This window comes from uncultured Brevundimonas sp., assembly GCF_937870815.1.
Lineage (GTDB): Bacteria > Pseudomonadota > Alphaproteobacteria > Caulobacterales > Caulobacteraceae > Brevundimonas.
Window position 1 is genome coordinate 16865 of the sequence record NZ_CALMZS010000181.1, and the last position, 24726, is coordinate 41590.

Consider the following 24726-nt stretch of genomic DNA (forward strand, 5'->3'; position numbering starts at 1 on the left):
GCGATGGAAGGGGTTCTGAACCAACTGGCCTTCGGCTGGTATCCGTATCTGGCGGTGACCGTGCTGGTCCTCGGCAGCCTGCTTCGCTTCGACAAGGCGCAGTATTCGTGGCGTTCCCAGTCGAGCCAGTTCCTGCGCCGCAAGCAGATGCTGATCGGCTCCAACCTGTTCCACCTGGGCATCCTCGCCCTGCTGGGCGGGCATTTCGTCGGCCTGCTGACCCCGATCGGAGTCTTCGACTTCTTCGGCGTCGGCCACGGCTTCAAGCAGATGACGGCCCTCGTGGTCGGCGGCGTCGCCGGCCTCGCCGCCTTCGTCGGGGCCTCCCTGCTGCTGCACCGGCGGCTGTTCGATCCCCGCATCCGGCGCAGCTCGTCGAAGATGGATATTCTGGTGCTGCTGCTGCTGTGGCTTCAGCTGACCCTCGGCCTGGCCACCACCTGGTGGACCATGAAGCATCTCGACGGCTCGGAAATGGTCCTGTTCATGGGCTGGGCCAACGGCCTGCTGACCTTCAACCCGGCGGCGGCCGACCTGATCATCGACGCCTACTGGGTCTACAAGCTGCACATCATCCTGGGTCTGACCATCTTCCTGATCACGCCGTTCACGCGCCTGGTTCATGTGTGGAGCATTCCGCTCTTCTTCCTGATCCGGCCGGGCTACCAGCTGGTCCGCTCGCGCGGGGCCGTGCGGCGGCCTTCGACGACGCCGACGGCGGGTCCGCCGGGGTCGGCCCCGAGCTTCGGCGGGCCGGCGGTGGTCCGCGGCGAGGCGGAGAGCGTCCAGTGACCGGCGCGCCCCGCTTCGTGCTGACCCGGTCGTCCGGCCGGGCGTCGCCGCCGCCCCCGCCGGTCCGCCCGGCCGCCGCCAGGGAGGCCGGCCGCGGCGCGCCCCCGCCGCGGCCGCCCGTCCCCGACTTCCCCGATGTCCGGGTCGACGACGTCGACATCGAGGCCGAGGCCATCGCCCGCGAGCTGCAGCACCACCCGGCCGCCGATCCGGTCGAGGCCTGGACCGCGGCGGCGCGCGCCCTCGTCGTCCGGGAACTGCTGCTGCGGCGGGCGCGGCGGCTGGGGCTGACGATCGCCGACGATGCGGACGCCGACGCCGGGGAGGCGCCGGAGGAGGCGCTGGTTCGCGCCCTGCTCGAGCGCGAGCTGACCCCGGCCGAACCGGACGAGACCGAGTGCCGGCGCTACTATGAGGGCCAGCGCCAACGCTTCCGCACCCCCGAACTGTTCGAAGCCGCCCACATCCTGATCGAACCGGAAACGGACGAGGCCGCCGGCTGGGCCGCGGCCGAGGCCCAGGCGCGGCGGCTGGCCGACGAGATCGGCCAGAGCCGTCCCGCCTTCGTCCGCGCCGCGAGGACCCACTCGACCTGTCCCTCGGCCCAGCAGGACGGCTCGCTCGGACAGGTGCGCCGGGGCGAACTGGCGCCTCCGGTGCAGGCGGCGCTGGAGGACACCCCCGCCGGAACCAACCGGACCGAGCCCGTCCGCTCGCGCTTCGGCTGGCATCTGCTGCGGCTGGAGCGACGCATCGAAGGGCGGGACCTGCCCTATGAGGTGGTCAGGGAGCGCATCCGCGACACCCTGGAGGCGCGCGCCTGGGCCGTGGCGGCGGGAAATTACGTGGCCGGCCTGGCGGCGGCGGCGCGGATCGAGGGGGTGGAGCTGGCCGCGCCGGCGCAGGGCCCGTGCGCCTCATGCTGACGCTGGGAGACCTGCTGGCCCGCGCCCGGGCGGCGACGCCGGCCTTCGAGCGCTGGCTCGAGGCGGCCGCGCCGGAGCTGGCGGAACAGGTCCGGACCGCGGCCGAGGCCGGGGGGCAGACCCCGGGACGGTTCGCGCGGAGCACGGTCGCGGCGTTCGACCGCGAGGCCGACGCGGAGGCGTGGACGCGCCTCAACGGGCGACTGCACGGCGCCGCCGACCCGGGTCTGGCTTGTCTCGAAGAAATGGTACGCTGGCGTCTCGCGGCCGCGCCGCGCCCACGGCTGGAGGAAGCCTGATGTCCGACCCCTCTCCCCCCCAGGACTCCGCCCCGGAGGGCCTGAACCCGGAGCTGAAGCGCGAGCACGACGCCAGCTACACCGAGGACCAGCACGGCAGCACGCCGCTGGACACCATATCCGTCCCCAGGCAGGGCCCCGCCGTCTGGCCGGTGATCTGGGCCGTGGCCGCCGTCGCCCTGGTGGCGATCACCCTGTTCCTGGTGCTGGCCTGATCCATGAGCGGCTCCCATTTCCGGCAACTGGTCGCCGCCGCGCTCGATCAGCCCGAACCCCACCGGCTGCTGTTCGTGTTCGCGGGGGCGGAACTGCCGGACGACGCCACGCCGGCGCAGCGCCAGCGGTTCCTGCGCGGCGAGGGCGGTGCGCTTGCGCCGCTGATGTGCGTCGACAAGGCGCCTGGGGACCTGCCGGACTTCAAGACCCTGGCGGACGAATCCCGCCACGCCGGACCGCCCTGGAGCCTGGTCTTCGCGGCCGGACTCTCCGGGCGGAACGGACAGCCGCCGGCGCAGGCCGAGATCGACCGGGCCCTGCAGCAGATGGTCGAGGCGGTTCGCGACGGCGGTTTCGGGGCCTTCCCGGCCTATGACGGGACGGGCGAGCCGGTGGTCTTCGGCTAGAGTGAAATCGGTTTGGACGCGATCGCGTCCAAACCCGGATCTTCGCTCCAGCATTAGACTGGAGCCTGATTCACGGCATCGGCGGCATCGCGAAGCGATTCCCCCTCAACCGATCAGGCTCCAGGTCAGATGTCGTCGACGGCGGCGCGGAGCTGGGCCCCGACGGTTCCGGCGTGATTGAGGAGGCCGGCGTTGTCGATCGCGCGCATCGAGGCGACCGGGTCGATCGCGAACACCTCGACGCCGGCGTCGGCCTGCTGGACCACCACATTGCAGGGCAGCATGGCGCCGACGTGGGGCTCCATCTCCAGGGCTTCGTGCGCCATGCGCGGATTGCAGGCGCCGAGGATGCGGTAGGGCCGGAAGTCCGCGCCGATCTTGGCCTTCAGGGTGGACTGGACGTCGATCTCGGTGAGGACGCCGAAGCCGTGCTTCTGCAGGGCCTCGCGGGTGCGTTGCAGGACGGCGTCGAAATCGCCGTCGATCGTCCGGGCGTGGAAATAGGTCATGGCTGGTCTCCGTTGGGCGGGTCACGATAGATGTCGCACAGCAGGGCGATGACCCGGGCGGCGGCCGGGTCGACGATGCCGTAGTAGATGGTCTGGGCCTCGCGGCGCGGGGCGATCACCCCCTCCGCCCGCAGCCGCGCCAGATGCTGGGAGCAGGCCGACTGCGACAGGCCGACACAGGCGGCGAGCTCGCCGACGGCGCACTCGCCCTCGCTGAGCCGGCACATCAGCATCAGCCGCTGCTGATTGGCGAACAGCCGCATCAGCCGCGCGGCCGGGGCGGCGCTGCCCTCCAGTTCGGCCAGATCGGCCCGGTCGGGTCTGGGAAGGTTGTCGGTCATGGCGTCTCTTTGGCGGGGGCGGGGGCGGTCAGCGGCCGCCCGTCGTCCTTCAAAGCGATATAGATGGCCGGGATCACCAGCACCGTCAGCACGGTCGAGGACATCAGGCCGAACAGCAGGGAGATCGCCAGGCCCTGGAAGATCGGATCGAACAGGATCACCGCCGCCCCGATCATCGCCGCCAGCGCCGTCAGCAGGATCGGCTTGAAGCGGATCGCCCCGGCCTCCAGCAGCACCTCGCGCAGGGGCCGCCCGGGAGTCCGGGCGTGGCGGATGAAGTCGACCAGCAGGATCGAATTGCGCACGATGATCCCGGCCAGGGCGATGAAGCCGATCATCGAGGTGGCGGTGAACGGCGCCCCGAACAGCATGTGGCCGATGACGATGCCGATCAGGGTCAGCGGGATGGGCGTCAGGATCACCAGCGGCAGGCGGAAGTCGCGGAACTGGGCGACGACCAGCACATAGATGCCCAGCAGGGCCACGCCGAAGGCCGCCCCCATGTCGCGGAAGGTGACCCAGGTGATCTCCCATTCGCCGTCCCACAACACCGTGGGCCGGGTCTCGTCGTCAGGCTGGCCGTTGAGACGCACCTCCGGCCGGGGCAGGCCCTTCCAGTCGTGGGCCTTGATGGCCGCGTCGATGGCGAGGATGCCGTAGATCGGGGCCTCGAACTGGCCGGCCAGTTCGGCGGTGATCATTTCGGCGGCGCGGCCGTCGCGGCGGTAGACCGGCCAGCCGGCCAGATCGCGCCGGGCCTCGACCACCTCGCCCAGTTCGACCAGCCGGCGGCCGCCGCCGATGGTGGTGACCGCGACCGGCATGACCGCCAGCTGTTCCGTCCAGGCGCGCGCCGACTGGGGCAGGCGCACGGCGATCTCGACCGGGGTGCGCTCGTCTTCGCGCACGGCGTAGCCGAGCACCTGGCCGCCCATCACCGCGGCGATGGAATCCTGCACCTCGCGCTCGGACAGGCCGAAGCGCTCGATCTTCTCCCGGTCCGGGATCAGACGCAGGACCGGACGGCGGACGCCGAAGCTGTTGTCCACGTCGACCACCGAGTCCTGGGCCCGGAACAGGGTCTCCAGTTCGGCGGCGACGGCGCGCCGGGTCGCCGCGTCGGGGCCGTAGACCTCGGCCAGCAGGGTGGCCAGCACGGGCGGTCCGGGCGGCGCCTCGACCACCTTGAGCGACGCCCCCGCCGGCAGGGGCAGATCCGCCAGCCGGCGGCGCAGGTCGAGGGCGACGGCGTGGCTGCTGCGCTTGCGGTGCTCCTTGTGGGCCAGCCGGACCGCCAGATCGCCCTGCTCCGGTCGGTCGCGCAGGAAGTAGTGGCGCACCAGGCCGTTGAAGTTGAACGGCGTCGCCGTTCCGGCGTAGCTCTCCATCGACTCCACCTCGGGCAGGGTCCGGGTCACGGCCGCGGCCCCAGCCAGGGTGCGCTCGGTGGTCTCCAGACTGGTCCCCTCGGGCATGTCGAGAACGACCTGCAGCTCGGACTTGTTGTCGAACGGCAGCAGCTTCACCGGCACCGCCCGGAAGCCGAACATCGACATGGCCAGCAGGGTGGCGAGGCCGACCGCGATCAGGAAGGTCCAGGCGCTGCGGCGCGAGCGGATCACCGGCGTCGCCGCCCGGCGGTAGAGACGGCCCAGACGGCCCTCGCCCTGTTCGGCGTGGGCGCCCGCCACGGCCCGGCGGGCCAGACGGATCATCAGCCACGGGGCGATGACCACGGCGACGAAGAAGGAGAACACCATGGCCGCCGAGGCGTTGACCGGGATCGGGGCCATGTAGGGGCCCATCAGGCCCGAGACGAACAGCATCGGCAGCAGGGCCGCGACCACGGTCAGGGTGGCCACCACGGTCGGATTGCCGACCTCGGCCACCGCCTCGACGGCGGCCTGGGCGCGGCTCCGGCCGTCGTTCATGCCCCAGTGACGGGCGATGTTCTCGATCATCACGATGGCGTCGTCGACGAGGATGCCGATCGAGAAGATCAGGGCGAACAGGCTGACCCGGTTGATGGTGTAGCCCATCAGGTTGGAGGCGAAGAGGGTCAGCAGGATGGTGGTCGGAATGACCACGGCGGTGACCGCGGCCTCGCGCCAGCCGATGGCGAAACCGATCAGCACCACGATCGAGACGGTCGCCAGCCCCAGGTGCATCAGCAGTTCGTTGGCCTTCTCATTGGCCGTCTCGCCGTAGTCGCGGGTGACCACGACCTCGAGCCCTTCCGGGATCAGCGAACCCTTCAGGGCCTCGACCCGCTGCATGACGCCGTGGGAGACCACCACCGCATTGGCGCCCTGCCGCTTGGCCACCGCCAGGCTGACCGCCGGGGTGAGGCTCCAGCCGTCGCCGGTGCGGGCGTAGTGCGCCGCCCGGGCCTGGTCCTCGCGCGGGGCCTGCACGACGGTGGCGACGTCGCGGAGATGGACCGGCTCGCCGGACAGCGACCGGACCGTCAGCAGGGCCGCGTCGTCGGGCGCGGCGATCCGTTCCCCGGCGCGCAGCGTCAAGGCCTGGCCCCGGTCGCGGACCGATCCGGCCGGGAAGCTGCGGTTGGCCTGGGCGACGGTCTCGAGAATGGCGGACAGGGCCACGCCGCGCGCGGCCATCCTCGCCGGGTCCGGCTCGACGCGAATTTCGGACGGGCGACCGCCGACGATGAAGGTCTGGCCGACGTTCTCGACCTTGCCGACCTCGGCGCGCAGGCGGACGGCGATGTCATAGAGCGCCTGGTCGCTCCAGCGGCGGGCCACGTCGGCCCGCGGGGTCAGGGTCAGGACGACGGTCGGCACGTCGTTGATGCCGCGCGTCACGACCTGCGGCTCGGACACGCCGGCGGGAATGGAGTCGAAATTGGCCCGCACCCTCTCGTGCACGCGCAGCGCCGCGTCGTCCGGGTCGGAGCCGACCACGAAGCGGGCGGTGACCATGACCCGGTCGTCCTCGACCTGGGTGTAGACGTGCTCGACGCCGTCCACCCCGCGGACGATGGCCTCGAGGGGCTTGGCCGCCAGTTCGGTGGCGTCGGCGGCCCCCAGCCCCGGCGCGGCGACCATGATGTCGATCATCGGCACGCTGATCTGCGGCTCCTCCTCGCGCGGAATCGACAGCACGGCCATCAGGCCGACGGCGATGGCCGCCAGCAGCATCAGCGGCGTCAACGGCGAGTTCAGCGTGGCGCGGGTCAGCCGCCCGGACAGGCCGAGGTTCATCGGGCCCGCTCCGGCGCGAGGACGACATCGCCGGGCGCCAGGCCCGACAGCACCTCGACGCGGTCGCCGGACACCGGCCCGCCGAGCTGGACCGGCGCTTCGCTGATCCGTCCGGCGCGATCGACGGTGCGGACGAAGTCGATGCCGTAGCGGGTCGACACCACCCGGCGCGGCAGCACGATGGCGCGCCGCTGGCCGGCCGGGACCTGGACGACCACGTGCTGGCCGACGCGATCGCTGGACAGGCCCTCGACGGCGACGTCGGCGGTGGTGCGGCCGGCCGTGGCGGCGGGATAGACCTGGGCGACGACGCCGCCGGCCACCCCGGGCAGATCGTCCCCCTGGAGCCGGACGGTCTGGCCGACCCGGAGGTTCCGGCCCTGGGCTTCCGGCAGTTCGAGGCGCAGCACCAGCGGCCCGGCGGTGATGGTGGCGACGGACTGGCCGGCGCCGACCACCGAGCCGACCGGCACGTCGGCGGTCAGCACCCGGCCGGTGGTCGGCGCGAGGATGCGGCCCTGGGCGGCGGTCTCGGCGCTGGCCCCGCGCTGGGCGCGGGCGGCGCGAACCTGGGCGTCGGCGGCGCGGGAGGCGGCGCGGGCCTGGTCCAGCCGGGCCTGGGCGTAGATGCCCTTGTCGAACAGGGTCTGGATGCGGGCGAGGTCGGCCCGGGCCCGTTCGGCCTCGGCCTCGGCCGCCGCGACCTGGGCCCCGAAGGCCGCGGTCTGGAGGCCGACCCGGTCATCCGACACGACGCCGATGACCTGTCCCCGGCGGACCAGGTCGCCCTCGCGCACGCTCAGCTGGACGAGGGTGCCGGGAATGCGGGTCCGGGCCTCGGCGAGGTCTCGCGAAGCGACCACCGCCGACGCCGGCTTGACCGCGTCGATGGTGGCCTCGGCCACGGTCAGCCGCTCCCCCCGGACGGCGGGGGCGGCGGCCGTCTCGGGCTGGCCGCCGCAGGCCGACAGGCCGCCCGCGAGGGCGGCCGAGACGGCGAGGGCGGCGAGCAGGGCCGGGGGTCTGGTCATGGAGGGGTCCTGTGCAAGCGGCTTGCGCTAATATTAGAGAATGCTAATATGAATGCAAGCCTGGTGGCTGGCCGCCCGGCGCCGATCGCGAGCCAGGATCGGGCATCGCAGGATTCTCTCGGGAAGGAGACCGCCCATGGAACGGCCCACCATCGTCATCCTCGGCGCAGGCCTCGGCGGGACCATCGCCGCCTACGAGCTGCGCAAGTCTCTCGGCGACCGCGCCCGCATCGTCGTGGTGTCGAAGGGCGACACCTTCCATTTCACGCCGTCCAACCCCTGGGTGGCGGTGCACTGGCGCAAGCGGGACGCGATCGAGGTCCGGCTGCCGGAGGTGATGAAGCGCAGGGGCGTCGAATTCCTCGACGTCCCCGTCGGCCGCATCCGGCCGACCGAAAAGGGCATCGATCTGGCCGATGGCCGGGTCATGCATTACGATTATCTGGTCATCGCCACCGGCCCGGAACTGGCCTTCGACGAGATCCCGGGCCTCGGCCCCGACGGCCACACCGTCTCGATCTGCCATGTCGATCACGCGGTCGAGGCCGCCGCCGCGTTCGACCGGCTCGTCGAGAACCCCGGCCCGATCGTGGTCGGAGCGGTCCAGGGCGCCTCCTGTTTCGGGCCGGCCTATGAGTTCGCCATGATCCTCGACACCGAACTGCGGCGGCGCAAGCTGCGCGACAGGGTGCCGATGACCTTCGTCACCTCGGAGCCCTATATCGGCCACCTGGGCCTCGACGGAGTCGGCGACACCAAGGGATTGCTGGAAAGCGAGATGCGCCAGCGGCACATCAAATGGATCACCAACGCCAGGGTGAAGAGCGTCGACGCCGGCATGATGCATGTCGAGGAGGTCGGCGAGGACGGGGCCGTCAAGGCCGGGCACGACCTGCCCTTCGCCTACTCCATGATGCTGCCGGCCTTCCGGGGCGTGGAGGCGGTGCGCGGCGTCGAGGGGCTGACCAATCCGCGCGGCTTCATCCTCGTGGACAAGCATCAGCGCAATCCGGCCTGGCCGGACATCTTCGCGCTCGGCGTCTGCATCGCCATTCCGCCGACCGGCCCCACGCCGGTGCCGGTGGGCGTGCCCAAGACCGGCTTCATGATCGAGAGCATGGTCTCGGCCATCGCGGCCAATCTGAAGCAGATTCTCGATGGTCAGGCGCCGACCCACGAGGCCAGCTGGAACGCCATCTGCCTGGCCGATTTCGGCGACGGGGGCGTGGCCTTCATGGCCCAGCCGCAGATTCCGCCGCGCAACATCAACTGGTCGGCCAGCGGCCGCTGGGTGCATGCGGCCAAGGCGGCGTTCGAGACCTATTTCCTGCACAAGATACGCAAGGGCCAGGCGGAGCCCCTGTACGAGAAGCTCGCCCTCGACCTGATCGGCGCCCACAAGGTGCGCCGCCCCCCCTCTCCCTCCAACCAGGAACTCAACCAATGACTCTTGATCGCGCCGTCATGATGCTGGCGGGAACCATGGTGCTGGCCAGCGTGGCGCTGGCCCACTGGGTCCATCCGGCCTGGGTGTGGCTGACCGTGTTCGTCGGGGCCAATCTGCTCCAGGCCTCGGTCACCGGCTTCTGCCCGGCCGCGCTGGCGTTCCGCCGGCTCGGCGTCCAGCCGGGCAAGGCGTTCCGCTAGGGCCCGCGGCGCGGCCTGATCGACGCCCGCGTCAGGCGAACGCGGCGGCCCCGGCCCGGTTGCGCACGAGATCCTCGACCACGGCCGGGTCGGCCAGGGTCGAGGTGTCGCCCAGGGCGTCGACCTCGTTCGCGGCGATCTTCCTGAGGATGCGCCGCATGATCTTGCCCGAGCGGGTCTTGGGCAGGCCGGGAGCCCACTGGATCACGTCGGGCGCGGCGATCGGACCGATCTCGGCGCGGACCTGGGCGATCAGCTCCTTGCGCAGGGCCTCGTCCGGCTCCACCCCGGCGTTCAGCGTCACATAGGCGTAGATGCCCTGCCCCTTGATGTCGTGCGGGAAGCCGACCACGGCGGCCTCGGCCACCGCCTCGTGCAGCACCAGGGCGCTCTCTATCTCGGCCGTGCCCATGCGGTGGCCCGAGACGTTGATCACGTCGTCGACCCGGCCGGTGATCCAGTAATAGCCGTCCGCGTCGCGGCGACAACCGTCACCGGTGAAATACTTGCCCGGATAGGTCGCGAAATAGGTGTCGAAGAACCGCCCGTGGTCGCCCCAGACGGTGCGCATCTGACCCGGCCAGCTGTCGGTGATGCACAGGTTGCCGGAGGCCGCCCCCTCCAGCACCGCGCCGCCGGCGTCGACCAGCTGCAGTTCGACGCCCGGCAGCGGCCTGGTCGCCGAGCCCGGCTTCAGCGCCGTCGCTCCCGGCAGGGGCGAGATCAGGATGCCGCCCGTCTCGGTCTGCCACCAGGTGTCGACGATCGGGCAGCGGCCCTCGCCCACCACCTTGTGGTACCAGCGCCAGGCCTCGGGGTTGATCGGCTCGCCGACCGTGCCGAGCAGGCGCAGCGAGGCGCGCGAGGTGGCCTTCACCGGCCCGTCGCCCTCGCGCATCAGGGCCCGCAGCGCCGTCGGGGCGGTGTAGAAGATCTCGACCCCGTGCTTGTCGATGACCTGCCAGAAGCGGCTCGAGTCCGGATAGTTCGGCACGCCCTCGAACATCAGGGTGGTCGCGCCGTTGGCCAGCGGCCCGTAGACGCCGTAGCTGTGGCCGGTGACCCAGCCCACGTCGGCGGTGCACCAGAACACCTCGCCGGGGCGGTAGTCGAACACCAGTTCGTGGGTCCAGGCCACCCAGAACAGATAGCCGCCGGTGGTATGCAGCACCCCCTTGGGCTTGCCGGTCGATCCCGAGGTGTAGAGGATGAACAGCGGATCCTCCGCCTTCATCGGCTCGCACGGGCAGTCGTCGGAGACGCCGTGCCTGGCCTCGCCATAGCGCACGTCGCGGCCCTCGACCATCGGCACATCGGCGTTGGTGTGCGAGACCACCAGCACCTTTTCGACGATGGCCCCGGCCTCCTTGCCCAGGGCCGCGTCGACATTGGCCTTCAGCGGCACCCGCTTGCCGCCGCGCAGGCCCTCGTCGGCGGTGATCACCAGCCTCGAGCCGCAGTCCTCGATCCGCCCCGACAGGCTGTCGGGCGAAAAACCGCCGAACACGACCGAATGCACCGCCCCGATGCGCGCGCAGGCCAGCATGGCCACGGCGGCGGCGGGGATCATCGGCAGGTAGATGGTGACGCGGTCGCCCTTGGCGACGCCCAGCGTCTTCAGGACATTGGCCATGCGGCAGACCTCGCGGTGCAGCTCGCGGTAGCTCAGCCGGCCCGACTGGCCCGGGTCGTCGCCCTCCCAGAGGATCGCCGTCTCGTCGCCCCGTGTCTGCAGATGGCGGTCGAGGCAGTTCCAGGCGACGTTGAGCACCCCGTCCTCGAACCAGCGGATGCGGAAGTCGGCCTTGTCGAACGACACGTCCTTGATCCGGGTCGGCGGCGTCACCCAGTCCAGCCGGCGGGCCTGCTCGCCCCAGAAGGCGTCCGGATTCTCGCGCGCCGCGACCCTGGCGGCCTCATAGGCGTCGGCGTTGATGCGGGCCCGCCGGGCCCATTCGGACGGGACGGGATAGACGTCGTTATGGTCGCTCATGGCCGGATGCTGCCCGCGCCGCCGTTCCCGGTCAATGCGTCCTGACTCCTCTAGACGCCGGCCGCGGCCGCCGGGCGGGCCCGGCAGGCCTCGAGCCAGCGCGCCAGATGGGTGAAGGCCTCGGGCGGCCGGTAGCGCACCAGCCGCGCGAAATCGAGGCCGACGACGGCGACGATGTCGGCGATGGTGAAGCGGTCCAGCGCCATGAATTCGCGCGCGGCCAGATGGCGGTCCAGGGTCTTCATGAAGCGCTCGGCGGCGGCGCGGTTGTATTCCGCCACCTGCGGCAGCTGGGTCGCCTCCAGCGCGGCCAGGGCCGGGTGCGAATGGCGCACGCTCAGCATGATCGGATTGGCCAGGTAGAACTCGGCCCGGCGCGTCCACATCTCGACCACCGCCTGCTCGCGGGCGTCGTGGCCGAACAGGTTCGGCGCGGGGTACAGCGACTCCAGATAGCGGCCGATGGCGATCGATTCGGAGATCGTCGTGCCGTCGTCCAGCGTCAGCGCCGGCAGGTGCGGCACCCCGACCCGCGCCCGATAGTCGGCGGTCTTGTGCTCGCCGGCGAGGATGTCGACCTCGACCACCTCGACGTCCTCGATGCCCTTCTCGGCCATCACCCAGCGCACCCGCCGGGGATTGGGCGCGCGGTGGGAGGTGTAGAGCCTCATCCCGATCTCCGTTGCTTATCGCAACGCTATCAGGCGAAGATCATCCCCGGCAAGGCCCCGACGACGGCGGCCGCCATCAGCGTCGCCAGGAAGCCGGCGAACAGGGCCTTCCAGACCAGGCCGAGCACCTCCTCGCGGCGCTCGGGCATCAGCACGCTGAGCCCCGTCACGGTGATGCCGACCGAGCCGATGTTGGCGAAGCCGCACAGCGCATAGGTCATCAGCATCCGGGTGCGCTCGCTCATCTCGCCGGGCGGGATCCTGCCCAGTTCGATGAAGGCGACGAACTCCGTCAGGGTCAGCTTGACCCCGAGCAGCCAGCCGGCCTTTCCGGCCTCGGCCCACTCCACGCCGGCCAGCCAGGCCACGGGCGTGAAGGCCCAGCCCAGCAGGCGCTCGACGGTCACCTCGCCGCCGAACAGCCACAGGCCGCCGAGCATGACATTGACCAGGGCCACCAGGGCCACGAACACGATCAGCACCGCCGAGACATTGAGCACCACCATCAGGCCGTCGGCCGTGCCCCTGACGATGGCGTCGATGGCGCTGTCGTACTTCAGGGCGGATTCGTAGTCGGCGTGGGCCCCGCCCTCGCCCGGCGCTTCCGGGACCATGATCCGCGCCAGCAGGATGCCCGCCGGGGCCGAGACGATCGAGGCGACCAGCACATGCCCGGCCGCGTCGGGCAGCACCGGCCCCAGAATGGCCGCGTAGGCCACCATGGTCGACCCGGCCACCGTGGCCAGGCCGACCACCATCAGCAGGAACAGCTCCGACCGGGTCAGCTTGTCCAGATAGGCCCGGATCACGATCGGACTCTCGATCATGCCGAGGAAGATGTTCGCCGCCACCGCCAGCGCCGAGGCCCCGCCCAGGCCCATGGTGCGCTGGAACAGGATGCCGAAGCCGTGGGTGATCCATTTCAGCACCTTCCAGTGCCACAGCAGGGCCGACAGGGCGGAGATCACCAGAATCAGCGGCAACACCTGGAAGGCGAAGGTGAACAGCGCCCCGTCATTGGTCACCGCATAGGGCTGGTCGCCGCCGGCGAGATAGCCGAACACGAACTGCGTGCCCCGCTGCGTCGCCGTGTTCAGCCCGTCCACGGCCCCGGTTATGGCCGCGAGGACGGCCTGGGAGCCGGGAATGGCGAACAGGGCCAGGACCAGCGCCGCCTGCACGCCGACGGCCCCCAGGGCCAGCTTCCACGGAAACGCCCGGCGGTTTTCCGACAGGGCCCAGCAGGCCGCCACAATGGCCAGCAGCCCCGCCAGGCTCTGGAGATTCAGCAGGCTGAACATAAACGGCTCCCCGGATTCCCCCCCCTTTGCTGCCGGAGACCGTGCGGGGGCGCAAGCGGCGCCGGCCCTCGACGGAAACCGGTTGCTAATGCGAATGCCTCGCATTATGGAGGCTCCTCCCTCCACCCGAGCAATCCGGCAGACCCCATGCGCACCCTCCTGACTTCGACGGCCATCCTTCTCGCCCTGCCGACCCTGGCGGCGGCCCAGGAGGCGACGGAGCTGGAGCCGATCCTCGTCACCGGACGGAACCACGGCTATGTCGCGGTGAATTCGGTGACGGCGACCAAGACCGACACGCCGCTGCTCGACGTGCCGCAGAGCGTCAATGTGGTGACGCGCGAGCAACTGGACGACCAGGCGCTGCGCAGCCTGGGCGAGCTGCTGCGCTACGTGCCCGGGACCACGGTCGGCCAGGGCGAGGGGAACCGCGACCAGATCACCCTGCGCGGCCAGAACACCACGGCCGACTTCTTCCTCGACGGGGTGCGGGACGACACCCAGTACTATCGCGGCCTCTACAATCTGGAGCGGGTGGAGGTGCTGAAGGGCCCCTATGCGCTGATCTTCGGCCGCGGCGGCGGCGGCGGCATCATCAACCGGGTGCAGAAGACGCCCCAGGCCGGCGGCGCCTTCATGGGCGGCCGGGTCAGCGCCAACAGCTTCGGCGCCTGGGATGTCTCGACCGACGTCAACGCCCCGCTGGGCGACATGGCCGCGGTCCGGTTCAACGCTGTCTACGAGGCGCTCGACAACCACCGCGACTATTTCGACGGCGAACGATATGCGGTGAACCCCTATGTCGCGGTCGATTTCGGGGCCGGCTGGCGGGCGGGGCTGTCATACGAATACGTCAATGACGACCGGGTCGTGGACCGGGGGGTTCCGTCCCTGGCCGGCGCGCCCCTGACCGGCTATCGCGACCAGTTCTTCGGCGTCCCGGGAGTCAACCGCACGACGCTGGAGGCCAACATCGCCAAGCTGCGCATCGACGGCGCGCCGGCCCGCAACGTCGAGGTTTCGACCACCGTCCTGTATGGCGACTACGACAAGGTCTACACCAACGTCTTCGCCAACGGCCCCGCCACGGCCCGGGATGGCACGGTTCCGCTGGCCGGCTATACGGACCCCACCACCCGCCGGAACCTGCTGGTGCAGAGCAATCTGGTGTGGGACGTGGCGGCCGGGGGCCTCAACCACCGGGTGCTGTTCGGCCTCGAGTACGGCGACCAGGACTCGGCCAACCGGCGCCGCAACGCCGTGCTGACCCGCACAGATCTCGACCTGGCCGATCCGGTGTTCCCGGGCGTCTCCTTCCCGGCCCTCAACCGCGACACCGTCTCGAACGTCGAATCAGTGTCGGCCTATGTGCAGGACCAGATCAGCGTCGGCGACCGCTTCGACATCGTCGCCGGCCTGCGCTACGACCGCTTCGACATCACCGGCCTCGACCGGCAGGCCGATCCGGATCGCCCCTTCGCCCGGGCCGACGACAAGGTTTCGCCCCGCCTCGGCCTGATCTACAAGCCCCAGCCCAACGTCTCGATCTACGGCAGCTACAGCCAGTCCTTCCTGCCGCGGTCGGGCGACCAGTTCCTGACCCTGTCGCCGACCGAACAGAATCTCGAACCCGAGGCGTTCACCAACCATGAGGTCGGCGCCAAGTGGGACATCCGGCCCGATCTCAATGTGACCGCCGCCCTGTTCCAGCTGGACCGGACCAATGCGACGACGCCGGATCCGCTGAACCCGACGGCCACGATCAATGTCGGCGAGACCCGCACCCGGGGCCTGGAGGTGGCGGTGACCGGCCGGATCCTGCCGGACTGGCAGGTCAGCGGGGGCTATTCGCGGCAGGACGCGCGGCTGCGGGGCAATGACGCGGTTCGTCTGGCCCAGACGCCCAAGCACCAGTTCAGCCTGTGGAACCGCTACGACGTCAGCCCGCGGCTGGGCTTCGGCCTCGGGGTCATCCACCAGTCGAGCCAGTACGCCGCCATTCGCACGACGGCGGCGACGACGCGCCTGCCGGCCTTCACCCGGGTCGACGCGGCCGCCTTCTACCGGGTCAGCGACGACATCGAACTGCAGCTGAACGTCGAGAATCTGTTCGACACGACCTATTTCCCGGACGCGCACAACAACAACAACATCTCGACCGGGGCCCCGCTGAACGCCCGGCTGACCCTCAGCACCCGTTTCTAGCTAGAGACGCCGCACCAGCCGGCCGTAGTCCTCCATCAGGCCGAGGCTCAGGGCGCCGGGGGTGAACCGGTATTCGCCGATCTCGCTCACCGGCGTCACCTCGGCGGCGGTGCCGGTCAGGAAGCATTCGCTGAAGGTCGAGAGCTCCTCGGGGCGGATGTTGCGGACGACGACCTCGATGCCCTTGGCGGCGGCCATTTCGATCACCGTCTGGCGGGTGATGCCGTCGAGGATGGCGTCGACCGGCGGGGTGTGCAGCACGCCGTCCTGGACGAAGAAGACGTTGGCGCCGGTGGCCTCGGCCACATAGCCGCGCCAGTCCAGCATCATGGCGTCGGCGTAGCCACGCCGCTCGGCCACGGTCTTGGACATGGTGCAGATCATATAGAGGCCGGCGGCCTTGGCCGCCGACGGGGCCGTGGCCGGGTCCGGCCGGCGCCATTTCGACCATTCCAGCCGGATGCCGCGCGCCTTGGTCTCGGGATCGAAATAGCTGGGCCACTCCCACACCGCGATGGCGACGCGGGTCGTGTTGTGGACCGCCGAAACGCTGACGGCCTCCGGCCCGAGGAAGGCCACCGGCCGCACATAGCAGTCGGACAGTCCCATCTTCTCGCAGGTCGCCTTGCAGGCGGCGTCGATCTCGGCCACGCTGTACGGAAGGTCGAAATCCAGCAGGTTTGCAGAGCGCTTCAGGCGTTCGCTATGCGGGGTCAGCTTGAAGATTTCGCCGCCATACATACGCTCACCCTCGAAAACCGACGAGCCGTAGTGAAGGGCATGGGTCAGAACGTGCGTTTTCGCGTCCCTCCAGGGCACGAAATCGCCGTCCATCCAGATCCAGCCGTCACGATCGTCGAAAGGAACGAAGGCCATTGAAGAACGTCTCCCGCGTCTGTTCCGGGGTTAGACCCGTCGGAACCGCCCAGGTCAACGCCTGCCCGACAAGCCGGATCGCCGCCGCATGAGCGACGTTCGCCCCCACGGCCGCTCCGGACCGATCGCCGGGTCCGGAGCGGGCCGCCATCTGCTGGTCGTCGACGACGACGACCGGATCCGGGAACTGCTCAAAGAATTCCTCGCCCGCGAGGGCTATCGCGTCACCGGAGCCGCCCACGCCGCCGCGGCGAAACGGCTGATGGAGCTGATCGAGTTCGATCTGGTGGTGCTGGACGTGATGATGCCCGGCGAGAGCGGTTTCGACCTGACCACCTGGGTCCGCTCCAAGGCCGAGACCTCGAGGACGCCGGTCCTGCTGCTGACCGCGCGCGGCGATCCCGACGACCGCATCGAGGGCCTATCGCGAGGCGCCGACGACTATATGTCCAAGCCGTTCGACCCGCGCGAACTGGCCCTGCGCGTCGACGCCATCCTGCGCCGCACCGGCGGCAAGCCGCTGACCCCGCGCGAGATCAAGCTGGGCCCCGCGGTGTTCGACATGGAGCGGCTGGAGCTGACGCGCGACGGCAAGATGCAACGCCTGACCGAGGCCGAGGCCCAGCTTCTGAAGACCCTCGCCATCCACGCCCATTCGGCGGTCGAGCGGATGAGTCTGTCGCCCGACACCGCCGACATCACCGGCCGCGCCGTCGACGTCCAGGTCACCCGGCTGCGCCGCAAGCTGGAGGCGGACCCCAAGAACCCGCGCTACCTCCAGACCGTCCGCGGCGTCGGCTACATGCTGGCCCCGGACTGATGGTGCACGCTCTTCACCTTCCTTCCCCCCTTGCGGGGGAAGGTGGGCCGCGGAGCGGCTCGGATGGGGGGGCTGGCGGTTTCGAGCACCCTGCGACGTACGGAGGTCAACTGGACGGATGGGTGTCTCACCCCCCATCCGTCAGGCTCCGCCTGACACCTTCCCCCGCAAGGGGGGAAGGGTCGTGAAACTCCTGCCGGCGTCGTTATGGGCCCGGGTGCTGAAGCGGCGCCTGCCGACCTCGCTGTGGGGCCGGTCGCTGCTGATCATCGTCCTGCCGGTGCTGGTCATGCAGGTGGCCGTCACCTGGGCCTTCTTCGACATGCACTGGCAGACGGTGACGGCGCGGCTGTCGGAGGGTCTGGCCGGCGACATCGCCTGGGCCTCGGAGAGCTACGCCGACGATCCGACGCCGCGCAACCTCGAGATCATCGCCGACCGGGCCCAGCGCTCGATGTCCCTGTCCGTCGACCTGCGCGAGGGCGACGTCCTGCCGGAGGAGCCGGACCGCGGCCCCATCGGCGTCATCGACCGCACCCTCGAGGAGGCCCTGAGGTCGCGCGTCGACCGGCCGGTCTGGTTCTCGACCACCCGTTACCCGGCCTATGTCGACATCCGCGTGCAGCACCCGGACGGGGTCCTGCGGGTGATCGCCCCGCGGGAGCGGGCGGTGGCCACCCAGGCGCACATCTTCGTCGTCTGGCTGTTCATCGCCACCGTCATGCTGATGGGCGTGGCCATCCTGTTCATCCGCAACCAGGTCCGCGCCATCGAGCGGCTGGCCGAGGCGGCCGAGGCCTTCGGGCGCGGCGAGACGAGCGAGCGCTTCAAGCCCCACGGCGCGCGCGAGGTCCGGGCGGCGGCCAGGGCCTTCATGGACATGCGCGACCGCATCCAGCGCCATATCGAACAGCGCACCGCCCTGCTGGCCTCGGTCAGCCACGACCTGCGCACGCCGCTGACCCGCCTGCGGCTGGAACTGGCCCTCGCCCCGCCGTTCAAGCGGGCCTCGGCCATGCGGGGCGACCTCGACGAGATGGAGCATATGATCGACGAATACCTGGCCTTCGCGCGCGGCGAGGCCGGCGAGGCGGCGCAGACCGTGTCGGTCGGGGCCCTGCTGGCCGACGCCGGCGAGGACGTCCGCCGCGCCGGGGCGGAGGTCGAGGTGGCGGCGCCGGAAAACCTGACCGCCAGCCTGCGTCCGCTGTCCATCAAGCGGGCCCTGGCCAATCTGGCCGGCAACGCCGCCGCCCACGGCGATCACGTCCGCCTCGCCGCCCGCGCCCTGCCGTCCGGCGGCCTCGAGATCACCGTGGAGGACGACGGACCGGGCATTCCCGACGACATGCACGAGGAGGCGTTCCGCCCGTTCTCGCGGCTCGACGCCTCGCGCAACCAGAACCGCAAGGGCGTCGGCCTCGGCCTGGCCATCGCCAGGGACGTGGCGCGCAGCCATGGCGGCGACATCACCCTGGGCCGCAGCGACCTCGGCGGACTGCGGGCCGCCATCCGCCTGCCGGGCTGAGCCGATCACAAATCATCGCCGCGGCTGGCGCAAGCGGCGCTTTGGACGCATCTTCTTCCCGACGGCGGGGCTGGAGCCTGATCGGTTGAGGAGGAATCGCTTCGCGATTCCGCCGATGCCGTGAATCAGGCTCCGGTATAATGCTGGAGCGAAGATCTGGGTTTGGACGCGATCGCGTCCAAACCGATTTCGCTCTGGAGGACACGATGCGCAAATTCGCTTTTCTGGCTCCGCTCGGGGCCCTGCTGGCGGCGGCGGCCGGCCCGGCCGCGGCCGATCCGGCGGCGATCAACGTCACCCTCGGCGCCGAACTCCAGGACCGGGCCGACGAGCTGGGCGAACGGGAGGTGCGCGGACAGGCGGACCGGCTCGCCGAGGTCGTCGGCCGGGCGCTGGCCGGCGGCGGCGATCTGGACGGGGCGCGGATCGACCTGGTGCTGACCGATCTCAGGCCGAACCGGCCGACCATGAAGCAGCTGGCCCGGCAGCCGGGACTGGACGCCCTCCGCAGCCTGTCCATCGGCGGCGCCTCCATCGAGGGCCGCATCACCACCGCCGACGGGCGGATGCTGCCGGTCCGCTACGGCTGGTACACGAACAACCTCGCCGAGGTCCGGGGCTTCGGCGTCTGGCACGACGCGGACCAGGCCTACCGGCGGCTGGCCGTCCGCCTGGCCGAAGGACGCTACGTCAGCCGCTGATTCGCCTGGCGCGGGCGACGGCGGCCTCGACCGCCGCCGCGGCCGCGCGATCGAGGGCCTCGGCGGCGGCGTCGAGCCCCGCCCGCGTCGTTCCCCCGGGCGAAGCCACGCGGGCGATCAGCTCGTCGAGGGAGGCGCCGGTCTCCGCCCCGGCTCCGGCCGACCGCAGGGCGCCGCGCGCCAGCCGCCCGGCCGCCTCCGCCGACAGGCCCTGGGCCGTCCCGGCCCGGGCCAGGGCCTGCACGAAGGCGTGGATGAAGGCCGGGGCCGACCCGGCCACCGCCGTGGCCGCGTCCAGCAGGGCCTCCTCGTCCAGGTCGACGATGTCGGCGATCGGCCCGAACAGGCGGCGCGCCTCCTCGCGGGCGGCGGCGTCCGGGGCCCAGAGGGCGGCGACGCCGCGCGCCTGGGCCACCCCCGTGGTCGGCATCAGGCGGGCGACGGGGCGGGCGGCCGCGGCGGCGAGGGCGTCGGCCTTCACCCCCGCCATCACCGAAAGGATCGTCGCGCCCGGCGGCAGGCCGGCCAGCAGCGGGGCGAGCGCCTCGCGCCAGCCGGCCGGCTTGACCGCCAGCACCACGGCCCGCGCGCCGGCGAGGGCCGCGACGGGCGGATTGATCCGTGCGCCCCGCCTCCGGGCGGCTTCGGCGGCCGGCTTCCCCGACGGGGTCAGGACGATCAGGTCGGCGGGCGGAACCGCCCCGGTCGCCAGCCAGCCCTCGAGGATGGCCGATCCCAGCCGTCCGCAGCCGACCAGGACCACGGCGGCGCCGGGAGAGGGAGCAGCCATGGTCTCAGGCCGTGCCGACCGTCTCGAACAGGCAGGAGTCGATCGCCTCCTGCGGCTTCTTGTTGCCGCGGATCATGAAGTCGAAGGCCGGATAGTAGCGGTCCGCCGCCTCCACCGCCGCATCGATCATCGAGGCCGCCTGTCCCAGGGTCGGCCGCTCGCCCATCGGCAGGGCCAGAGAATGGCGGAAGACGATCTCGCCGTCCTCGGCCCAGACCTCGAAATGGCCCATCCAGGTGCGCTGGTTGATCAGTCCGACCAGCTCGTAGGCGGCCGCGCGGCGCGACTTCGACGCCTGCAGGTCCAGGGCGCAGCACAGCTGCAGGCAGTCGCCTTCCGGCCGCCACGCGAACCACAGCTCATAGTCCTTCCAGTCGCCGGCCAGGGCGAAGGCGAGATCGCCCTCGTCGGTGCGGTCGAACGGCAGGTTCTCGGCCACCAGCACGTGCTCCACGACGTCCAGGGGATCGAAGGGAAGCTCAACTTCGTCGGGCCGGGCAGTGTCCATCAAGGCGTCTCCGGGCGCGACTCACGCCCTCTGGGGGGAACGGTAGGCGGGTTCGCAGATTCGGCTCAACCGGCTGCGTCCTGCGCGGGAGAAGCCGCTGTGGACGTTCCCTTTTGAGGCTTCTTCGCGCCCTTCAGCGCCGCGATTTCGGTCCGAAGCGCCGCGATCTCGGCCTTCAGCGCATCGAACTCGTCGCGCCGGACCAGATCCATGTCGGCGGCGAAGCGGTCGGCCTGGGCGCGGAAGGCGGCCCTGGCCTCCTCGCCCGCGGCCTGGGCCAGGCCCACGGCGCCCGTCGTCAGCTTGGCGAACTCGTCGAGGATAGGGTTTCGGGTCTGCATCAGAACTCTCCGACTCGGCCAAGCGAACGTCGTTAATGAAGGTTCACCGGATATGATGAACGAAACCTTGCTGTCGATGCGACCTGTGGCCTGATTTGGGCACCCGCGACCGTTGCGGAAATTTCAGGGACGGGGGCGGCGACGCTTGCTAAACCCGCTGCGAGGAACCGCCAGCAGGAGCGCCCGTGCAATTCCCCGACATCGACCCGGTCTGGTTCCAGATCGGCCCCTTCTTCGGACTCGGACCGCTCGAGATCCGCTGGTACGCCCTGGCCTATGTGGCCGGCATCGTGCTCGGCTGGTGGTACGCCAACCGGCTCGCCCGCAACGAGGCGGTGTGGAAGCCCGGCAAGCCGCCGGTCACCACGGTCCAGCTGGACGATCTGGTGCTGTGGATCACCCTGGGCATCATCCTCGGCGGCCGCCTCGGCTACGCCCTGTTCTACAAGCCGTCGCTCTACGCCGGCCTGGTCGTCGGCTCGGACTGGGGCGAACGGCTGGCGCTGTTCCGGCTGTGGGACGGCGGCATGTCCTTCCACGGAGGCCTGATCGGCGTCACCCTGGCGATCGTCTGGTTCGCCCGGAAGAACAGGATCCGCCTGCTCAGCCTCGGCGACCTGGTCGCGCCCGTCGTGCCGCTGGGCCTGTTTTTCGGACGCATCGCCAACTTCATCAACGGCGAGCTGTGGGGCCGCCCCACCGACGCGCCCTGGGGCATGGTGTTCTGCAACGACACCCTCCTGAACCTCTACGGCCACTGTCCCGCGGGCCTCGTTCCCCGTCATCCCAGCCAGCTCTACGAGGCGGCCCTGGAGGGCGTGGCCCTGGCCGTCATCCTGGCGCTCGCGGTGTTCAAGGGCCGCCTGCTGGCCAAGCCGGGCTATGTCACCGGCATCTTCCTGCTGGGCTACGGCCTGGCCCGCGCCTCGCTGGAGACGGTGCGCCAGCCCGACTTCGGCATGGAGAACCTGCCGCTGGGCCTGACCATGGGGATGATGCTGTCGATCCCGATGATGCTGATCGGGGCCTGGCTGATCTGGCGCGCCCGCAGCCGGCCGCCGGTGGCCGCGGAGGACTGATGCCGCTGAAGGAGCGTCTGGCGCGCGAGATCGCCCTGACCGGGCCGCTGACCGTCGCCGGCTACGTCACCCGCTGCCTGCACGACCCGCAGGGCGGCTATTACGCGACCCGGCCGGCGATCGGCGCGACCGGCGACTTCATCACCGCGCCGATGATCAGCCAGATGTTCGGCGAGCTGATCGGCCTTTGGGCCGTCGAACTGTGGCAGCGGCTGGGCGCGCCCGAGCGGGTGCGGCTGGTCGAGGTCGGGCCCGGCGACGGCACGCTGATGGCCGACGCCCTGCGCGCCGCCCGGCTGAGCCCGGAGTTCCTGCGGGCGATCGACCTGGTGCTGATCGAGCCCAGCCCGCCCCTGCGCGAGGCCCAGGCGCGGATGCTGGCGGACAGCGACCTGCATCCGCGCTGGGTCGCCTCGCTGGACCGGATCGAGACCGACGCCCCGGTCATACTGATCGCCAACGAGGTGCTGGACTGCCTGCCCGCGCGCCAGTTCGTGAAGACGGAGGACGGCTGGGCCGAGCGCTGCGTCGGCGTCACCGACGACGGCGCCCTGACCTTCGGCCTGAAGGCGATCACCGGCGGCTTCAAGCGGCCGCCCTTCGAGGTCGAGCCGGGCCAGACGGTGGAGATCTCCGAACAGCAGGCGGTGTTCGGCCGCGAGGTCGCGGCCCTGATCAAGGCGGCGTCCGGCGCGGCCCTGCTGATCGACTACGGCCGCGCCCGCCCCGGGGCCGGCGACACCCTGCAGGCCCTGCGCCGCCACCGGAAGGTCGATCCGCTGGAAACCCCGGGCGAGGCCGACCTGACCCAGTGGGCCGACTTCCCGACGGTTCTCGAGGCCGCCGTCCACGCCGGGGCCGACGTCACCGGCTGCCTCGCCCAGGGCGAGTTCCTGCGCCGGCTGGGCATCGAGGCCCGCGCCGACCGGCTGAGGCAGGGCCGTCCCGAGGCCGCCCCGGTGATCGACCGCCAGCTGGCCCGGCTGACCGCCGACGACCAGATGGGGACCCTGTTCAAGGCCTGCGCGATCTTCTCGCCGCGCCGCCTCGCGGTTCCGGGATTTGAAACATGACTCTCGATCTGAAACTGACCGATGACGAGGCGGACGCCGTCCTCCTCGGGCTTCAACTGATCATCATGCGTGACGACGAGGACGTCAGGGATGTGGCCTGTGATCTGGCCGACCGGATCGTGGACATGACTCCTCGCCCGGAACCCGCGCCGGTGGCCCGCCCTCCATCGACCCGGCCCGGCGACTGGCCCGCCATGCTGACCGAAGCCATCGCCCGGGAAGCGGCCGTCGAGATCGTCTACGTCGACCGTCGCGGCGTCGAAACCCGGCGGTGCATCTGCCCCATTCTGCCGCCGGGCCGCGGTGACGCCGGCTATGTCGCCGCCTGGTGCGAGCGCCGACAGGACTACCGGCATTTTCGCCTCGATCGCATCCGCGGGATGACGCCGACCGCCGTCCCCTATTCGCGCCGTCATCGCCTGCTGCTGGCGGAGTGGCGGGCCATCGCCGACCTCGACGATTTCTTTTGACAAGCAGCCATGACCCCCGACGAAGCGCCGACCCCCATCACCCATCCGCTCCTCTCCCGGCCCGGGCTCCGCCACGGCTTCTTCACCCGGCGGGGCGGGGTCTCGACCGGCCTCTATGAAGGCCTGAACACCGGCCTCGGCTCGAACGACGATCCGGCCGCCGTGGCCGAGAACCGGCGGCGCGTGGCGGCGCATTTCGGCGGCGACCCGGACGACATCGCCGCCTGCTACCAGATTCACTCGGCGGTCGCCCGCGTCGCCGAGGCGGGCTGGAAGGACGGACGGCCCGAGGGCGACGCCGTGGTCAGCGTCGCGCCGGGGGTGATCTGCGCCGTGCTGACCGCCGACTGCGCCCCGGTGCTGCTGGCCGACGCCGGGGCGGGGGTGGTCGGCGCCGCCCATGCGGGCTGGAAGGGCGCCCTGACCGGCGTCATCCACTCCACCGTGGCGGCCATGGAGGCGCTGGGCGCCCGCCCCGCCCGCATCGCCGCCGTCGTCGGCCCCTGCATCGCCCAGGCCAGCTATGAGGTCGGCGCCGACTTCCAGGACCGGTTCGACCATCACGATCCGGGCGGCGCCCGCTTCTTCGCCCCGGGCGCGACGGCGGACAAGCGGCTGTTCGACCTGCCCGGCTATGTGCTGTGGCGGCTGGAGCAGGCCGGGGTCGGCGAGGCGGCGTGGACCGGCGGCGACACCCGAACGGATGCGGCGCGCTTCTATTCCAACCGGCGGGCCTTTCTGGACCGGGAAGCCGATTTCGGGCGGCTGATGAGCGCCATCACACTCGCCTGATCCCTCTCCCGATGGGAGAGGGGCGCGCTCTATCCCGCCATCGCCAGTTCCGGCACGCGGGTCGTCTCGCGCCAGGCCTGCGGATTGGCCAGCAGTTCGCGGACCAGCCGGTTGTTGATGTGGTGGCCGGCCTTGACGCCCTCGTAGCGGCCCAGCAGGGGCGCGCCGAGAACGTACATGTCGCCG

At 71.0% G+C, this 24726-nt stretch carries 27 protein-coding genes; 15 read left to right on the forward strand and 12 right to left on the reverse strand.

Translation table 11 applies throughout. The annotated features are described in order from the left end of the window. Positions 1-3: 3 nt before the first annotated feature. Genes narI through Q0588_RS12090 form a run of 5 tightly spaced genes read left to right on the forward strand, consistent with a single transcriptional unit; the run spans position 4 to position 2640 of the window. Positions 4-792, forward strand: a complete 789-nt coding sequence (narI, locus tag Q0588_RS12070; RefSeq protein WP_298746365.1) for a respiratory nitrate reductase subunit gamma — start codon at positions 4-6, stop codon at positions 790-792. Next, positions 789-1718, forward strand: coding sequence for a peptidylprolyl isomerase (locus tag Q0588_RS12075; protein ID WP_298746367.1), 930 nt, complete (start codon positions 789-791; stop codon positions 1716-1718). Before narI ends, Q0588_RS12075 begins: the two co-directional genes overlap by 4 nt. Continuing rightward, positions 1703-2017 (forward strand): hypothetical protein, encoded by a 315-nt coding sequence (locus Q0588_RS12080; RefSeq protein WP_298746369.1) that lies wholly within the window; start codon positions 1703-1705, stop codon positions 2015-2017. Before Q0588_RS12075 ends, Q0588_RS12080 begins: the two co-directional genes overlap by 16 nt. Then, complete coding sequence (locus Q0588_RS12085; protein WP_298746371.1) at positions 2017-2232, forward strand: hypothetical protein; 216 nt, start codon at positions 2017-2019, stop codon at positions 2230-2232. Before Q0588_RS12080 ends, Q0588_RS12085 begins: the two co-directional genes overlap by 1 nt. 3 nt (positions 2233-2235) lie before the next feature. Continuing rightward, entirely contained in the window at positions 2236-2640 is a 405-nt protein-coding gene (locus Q0588_RS12090; RefSeq protein ID WP_298746373.1) for a ribonucleotide reductase subunit alpha, read from the forward strand. A gap of 125 nt (positions 2641-2765) precedes the next feature. Here the strand turns inward: Q0588_RS12090 and Q0588_RS12095 are convergent, their stop codons facing one another. From Q0588_RS12095 to Q0588_RS12110, 4 genes are read right to left on the reverse strand one after another with little or no spacing between them, the layout of a single operon-like run. Next, the gene (locus Q0588_RS12095) at positions 2766-3149 is read right to left on the reverse strand and encodes a DUF302 domain-containing protein (protein ID WP_298746375.1); all 384 of its coding nucleotides are present in this window, start codon (positions 3147-3149) and stop codon (positions 2766-2768) included. Then, positions 3146-3490, reverse strand: a complete 345-nt coding sequence (locus Q0588_RS12100; RefSeq protein ID WP_298746377.1) for a metalloregulator ArsR/SmtB family transcription factor — start codon at positions 3488-3490, stop codon at positions 3146-3148. The genes Q0588_RS12095 and Q0588_RS12100 overlap by 4 nt, the downstream gene beginning before the upstream one ends. Then, entirely contained in the window at positions 3487-6714 is a 3228-nt protein-coding gene (locus Q0588_RS12105; protein WP_298746379.1) for an efflux RND transporter permease subunit, read from the reverse strand. Before Q0588_RS12105 ends, Q0588_RS12100 begins: the two co-directional genes overlap by 4 nt. After that, positions 6711-7745 (reverse strand): efflux RND transporter periplasmic adaptor subunit, encoded by a 1035-nt coding sequence (locus Q0588_RS12110; protein WP_298746381.1) that lies wholly within the window; start codon positions 7743-7745, stop codon positions 6711-6713. Before Q0588_RS12110 ends, Q0588_RS12105 begins: the two co-directional genes overlap by 4 nt. A gap of 136 nt (positions 7746-7881) precedes the next feature. On the opposite strand from Q0588_RS12110, the gene Q0588_RS12115 reads away from it, so the two are divergent. Both Q0588_RS12115 and Q0588_RS12120 read left to right on the forward strand, forming a co-directional pair. Further along, positions 7882-9192, forward strand: a complete 1311-nt coding sequence (locus Q0588_RS12115) for an FAD-dependent oxidoreductase (RefSeq protein WP_298746384.1) — start codon at positions 7882-7884, stop codon at positions 9190-9192. Next, positions 9189-9392, forward strand: a complete 204-nt coding sequence (locus Q0588_RS12120; RefSeq protein WP_298746386.1) for a DUF2892 domain-containing protein — start codon at positions 9189-9191, stop codon at positions 9390-9392. Before Q0588_RS12115 ends, Q0588_RS12120 begins: the two co-directional genes overlap by 4 nt. Before the next feature lie 31 nt (positions 9393-9423). Here the strand turns inward: Q0588_RS12120 and acs are convergent, their stop codons facing one another. From acs to Q0588_RS12135, 3 genes are read right to left on the reverse strand one after another with little or no spacing between them, the layout of a single operon-like run. After that, the gene (gene acs, locus Q0588_RS12125; RefSeq protein WP_298746388.1) at positions 9424-11385 is read right to left on the reverse strand and encodes an acetate--CoA ligase; all 1962 of its coding nucleotides are present in this window, start codon (positions 11383-11385) and stop codon (positions 9424-9426) included. Between the two features lie 50 nt (positions 11386-11435). Then, complete coding sequence (locus Q0588_RS12130; RefSeq protein ID WP_298746390.1) at positions 11436-12056, reverse strand: glutathione S-transferase; 621 nt, start codon at positions 12054-12056, stop codon at positions 11436-11438. Positions 12057-12085: 29 nt separating this feature from the next. Then, a complete protein-coding gene (locus Q0588_RS12135) occupies positions 12086-13357 on the reverse strand; it encodes a nucleoside transporter C-terminal domain-containing protein (protein WP_298746392.1) in 1272 nt (423 codons plus the stop codon). Between the two features lie 147 nt (positions 13358-13504). On the opposite strand from Q0588_RS12135, the gene Q0588_RS12140 reads away from it, so the two are divergent. After that, a complete protein-coding gene (locus Q0588_RS12140; RefSeq protein ID WP_298746394.1) occupies positions 13505-15562 on the forward strand; it encodes a TonB-dependent siderophore receptor in 2058 nt (685 codons plus the stop codon). Here the strand turns inward: Q0588_RS12140 and Q0588_RS12145 are convergent, their stop codons facing one another. Further along, a complete protein-coding gene (locus tag Q0588_RS12145) occupies positions 15563-16438 on the reverse strand; it encodes a branched-chain amino acid aminotransferase (protein ID WP_298746395.1) in 876 nt (291 codons plus the stop codon). 88 nt (positions 16439-16526) lie between these two features. Between Q0588_RS12145 and Q0588_RS12150 the strand changes: the two genes are divergently transcribed. The 3 genes from Q0588_RS12150 to Q0588_RS12160 all read left to right on the forward strand — a co-directional run bounded on the left by Q0588_RS12150 (position 16527) and on the right by Q0588_RS12160 (position 19487). Then, complete coding sequence (locus tag Q0588_RS12150; protein WP_298746397.1) at positions 16527-17258, forward strand: response regulator transcription factor; 732 nt, start codon at positions 16527-16529, stop codon at positions 17256-17258. A 184-nt stretch (positions 17259-17442) separates the two neighbouring features. Continuing rightward, positions 17443-18786, forward strand: a complete 1344-nt coding sequence (locus Q0588_RS12155; RefSeq protein WP_298746399.1) for an ATP-binding protein — start codon at positions 17443-17445, stop codon at positions 18784-18786. A gap of 206 nt (positions 18787-18992) precedes the next feature. After that, complete coding sequence (locus tag Q0588_RS12160; RefSeq protein ID WP_298746400.1) at positions 18993-19487, forward strand: hypothetical protein; 495 nt, start codon at positions 18993-18995, stop codon at positions 19485-19487. Here Q0588_RS12160 and Q0588_RS12165 read toward each other — a convergent pair. The 3 genes from Q0588_RS12165 to Q0588_RS12175 form a co-directional block, all read right to left on the reverse strand. Beyond that, positions 19477-20277 carry a pyrroline-5-carboxylate reductase dimerization domain-containing protein gene (locus tag Q0588_RS12165; RefSeq protein ID WP_298746402.1) on the reverse strand — a complete coding sequence of 267 codons (801 nt, stop codon included), beginning with the start codon at positions 20275-20277 and terminating at the stop codon, positions 19477-19479. The genes Q0588_RS12160 and Q0588_RS12165 overlap by 11 nt on opposite strands. Positions 20278-20281: 4 nt before the next feature. Then, a complete protein-coding gene (locus tag Q0588_RS12170) occupies positions 20282-20785 on the reverse strand; it encodes a YbjN domain-containing protein (protein WP_298746404.1) in 504 nt (167 codons plus the stop codon). Positions 20786-20850: 65 nt separating this feature from the next. Then, positions 20851-21126 (reverse strand): accessory factor UbiK family protein, encoded by a 276-nt coding sequence (locus tag Q0588_RS12175; RefSeq protein WP_298746406.1) that lies wholly within the window; start codon positions 21124-21126, stop codon positions 20851-20853. A gap of 185 nt (positions 21127-21311) precedes the next feature. Here Q0588_RS12175 and lgt point away from each other — a divergent pair, with 185 nt between their 5' ends. The 4 genes from lgt to pgeF are packed head-to-tail and all read left to right on the forward strand — an operon-like array spanning position 21312 to position 24540. Continuing rightward, entirely contained in the window at positions 21312-22205 is an 894-nt protein-coding gene (gene lgt / locus Q0588_RS12180; protein ID WP_298746408.1) for a prolipoprotein diacylglyceryl transferase, read from the forward strand. Continuing rightward, entirely contained in the window at positions 22205-23278 is a 1074-nt protein-coding gene (locus tag Q0588_RS12185; protein WP_298746411.1) for an SAM-dependent methyltransferase, read from the forward strand. Before lgt ends, Q0588_RS12185 begins: the two co-directional genes overlap by 1 nt. After that, positions 23275-23748: a WYL domain-containing protein gene (locus Q0588_RS12190; RefSeq protein ID WP_298746414.1), complete on the forward strand. Its 474-nt coding sequence runs from the start codon at positions 23275-23277 to the stop codon at positions 23746-23748. Before Q0588_RS12185 ends, Q0588_RS12190 begins: the two co-directional genes overlap by 4 nt. Before the next feature lie 9 nt (positions 23749-23757). Further along, a complete protein-coding gene (pgeF, locus tag Q0588_RS12195; protein WP_298746416.1) occupies positions 23758-24540 on the forward strand; it encodes a peptidoglycan editing factor PgeF in 783 nt (260 codons plus the stop codon). A gap of 29 nt (positions 24541-24569) precedes the next feature. Here the strand turns inward: pgeF and Q0588_RS12200 are convergent. Beyond that, positions 24570-24726, reverse strand: a 157-nt coding sequence (locus Q0588_RS12200; RefSeq protein ID WP_298746418.1) for a UDP-3-O-acyl-N-acetylglucosamine deacetylase, incomplete at its 5' end; no start/stop codon positions are given.

Excerpts from the sequence above, each read along its gene's own strand:
- narI (WP_298746365.1), top strand. The coding sequence starts at position 4 with ATGGAAGGGGTTCTGAACCAACTGGCCTTCGGCTGGTATCCGTATCTG.
- Q0588_RS12085 (WP_298746371.1), top strand. The coding sequence starts at position 2,017 with ATGTCCGACCCCTCTCCCCCCCAGGACTCCGCCCCGGAGGGCCTGAAC.
- Q0588_RS12090 (WP_298746373.1), top strand. The coding sequence starts at position 2,236 with ATGAGCGGCTCCCATTTCCGGCAACTGGTCGCCGCCGCGCTCGATCAG.
- Q0588_RS12095 (WP_298746375.1), bottom strand. The coding sequence starts at position 3,149 with ATGACCTATTTCCACGCCCGGACGATCGACGGCGATTTCGACGCCGTC.
- Q0588_RS12100 (WP_298746377.1), bottom strand. The coding sequence starts at position 3,490 with ATGACCGACAACCTTCCCAGACCCGACCGGGCCGATCTGGCCGAACTG.
- Q0588_RS12105 (WP_298746379.1), bottom strand. The coding sequence starts at position 6,714 with ATGAACCTCGGCCTGTCCGGGCGGCTGACCCGCGCCACGCTGAACTCG.
- Q0588_RS12110 (WP_298746381.1), bottom strand. The coding sequence starts at position 7,745 with ATGACCAGACCCCCGGCCCTGCTCGCCGCCCTCGCCGTCTCGGCCGCC.
- Q0588_RS12115 (WP_298746384.1), top strand. The coding sequence starts at position 7,882 with ATGGAACGGCCCACCATCGTCATCCTCGGCGCAGGCCTCGGCGGGACC.
- Q0588_RS12120 (WP_298746386.1), top strand. The coding sequence starts at position 9,189 with ATGACTCTTGATCGCGCCGTCATGATGCTGGCGGGAACCATGGTGCTG.
- acs (WP_298746388.1), bottom strand. The coding sequence starts at position 11,385 with ATGAGCGACCATAACGACGTCTATCCCGTCCCGTCCGAATGGGCCCGG.
- Q0588_RS12130 (WP_298746390.1), bottom strand. The coding sequence starts at position 12,056 with ATGAGGCTCTACACCTCCCACCGCGCGCCCAATCCCCGGCGGGTGCGC.
- Q0588_RS12135 (WP_298746392.1), bottom strand. The coding sequence starts at position 13,357 with ATGTTCAGCCTGCTGAATCTCCAGAGCCTGGCGGGGCTGCTGGCCATT.
- Q0588_RS12140 (WP_298746394.1), top strand. The coding sequence starts at position 13,505 with ATGCGCACCCTCCTGACTTCGACGGCCATCCTTCTCGCCCTGCCGACC.
- Q0588_RS12145 (WP_298746395.1), bottom strand. The coding sequence starts at position 16,438 with ATGGCCTTCGTTCCTTTCGACGATCGTGACGGCTGGATCTGGATGGAC.
- Q0588_RS12150 (WP_298746397.1), top strand. The coding sequence starts at position 16,527 with ATGAGCGACGTTCGCCCCCACGGCCGCTCCGGACCGATCGCCGGGTCC.
- Q0588_RS12160 (WP_298746400.1), top strand. The coding sequence starts at position 18,993 with ATGCGCAAATTCGCTTTTCTGGCTCCGCTCGGGGCCCTGCTGGCGGCG.
- Q0588_RS12165 (WP_298746402.1), bottom strand. The coding sequence starts at position 20,277 with ATGGCTGCTCCCTCTCCCGGCGCCGCCGTGGTCCTGGTCGGCTGCGGA.
- Q0588_RS12170 (WP_298746404.1), bottom strand. The coding sequence starts at position 20,785 with ATGGACACTGCCCGGCCCGACGAAGTTGAGCTTCCCTTCGATCCCCTG.
- Q0588_RS12175 (WP_298746406.1), bottom strand. The coding sequence starts at position 21,126 with ATGCAGACCCGAAACCCTATCCTCGACGAGTTCGCCAAGCTGACGACG.
- Q0588_RS12185 (WP_298746411.1), top strand. The coding sequence starts at position 22,205 with ATGCCGCTGAAGGAGCGTCTGGCGCGCGAGATCGCCCTGACCGGGCCG.
- Q0588_RS12190 (WP_298746414.1), top strand. The coding sequence starts at position 23,275 with ATGACTCTCGATCTGAAACTGACCGATGACGAGGCGGACGCCGTCCTC.
- pgeF (WP_298746416.1), top strand. The coding sequence starts at position 23,758 with ATGACCCCCGACGAAGCGCCGACCCCCATCACCCATCCGCTCCTCTCC.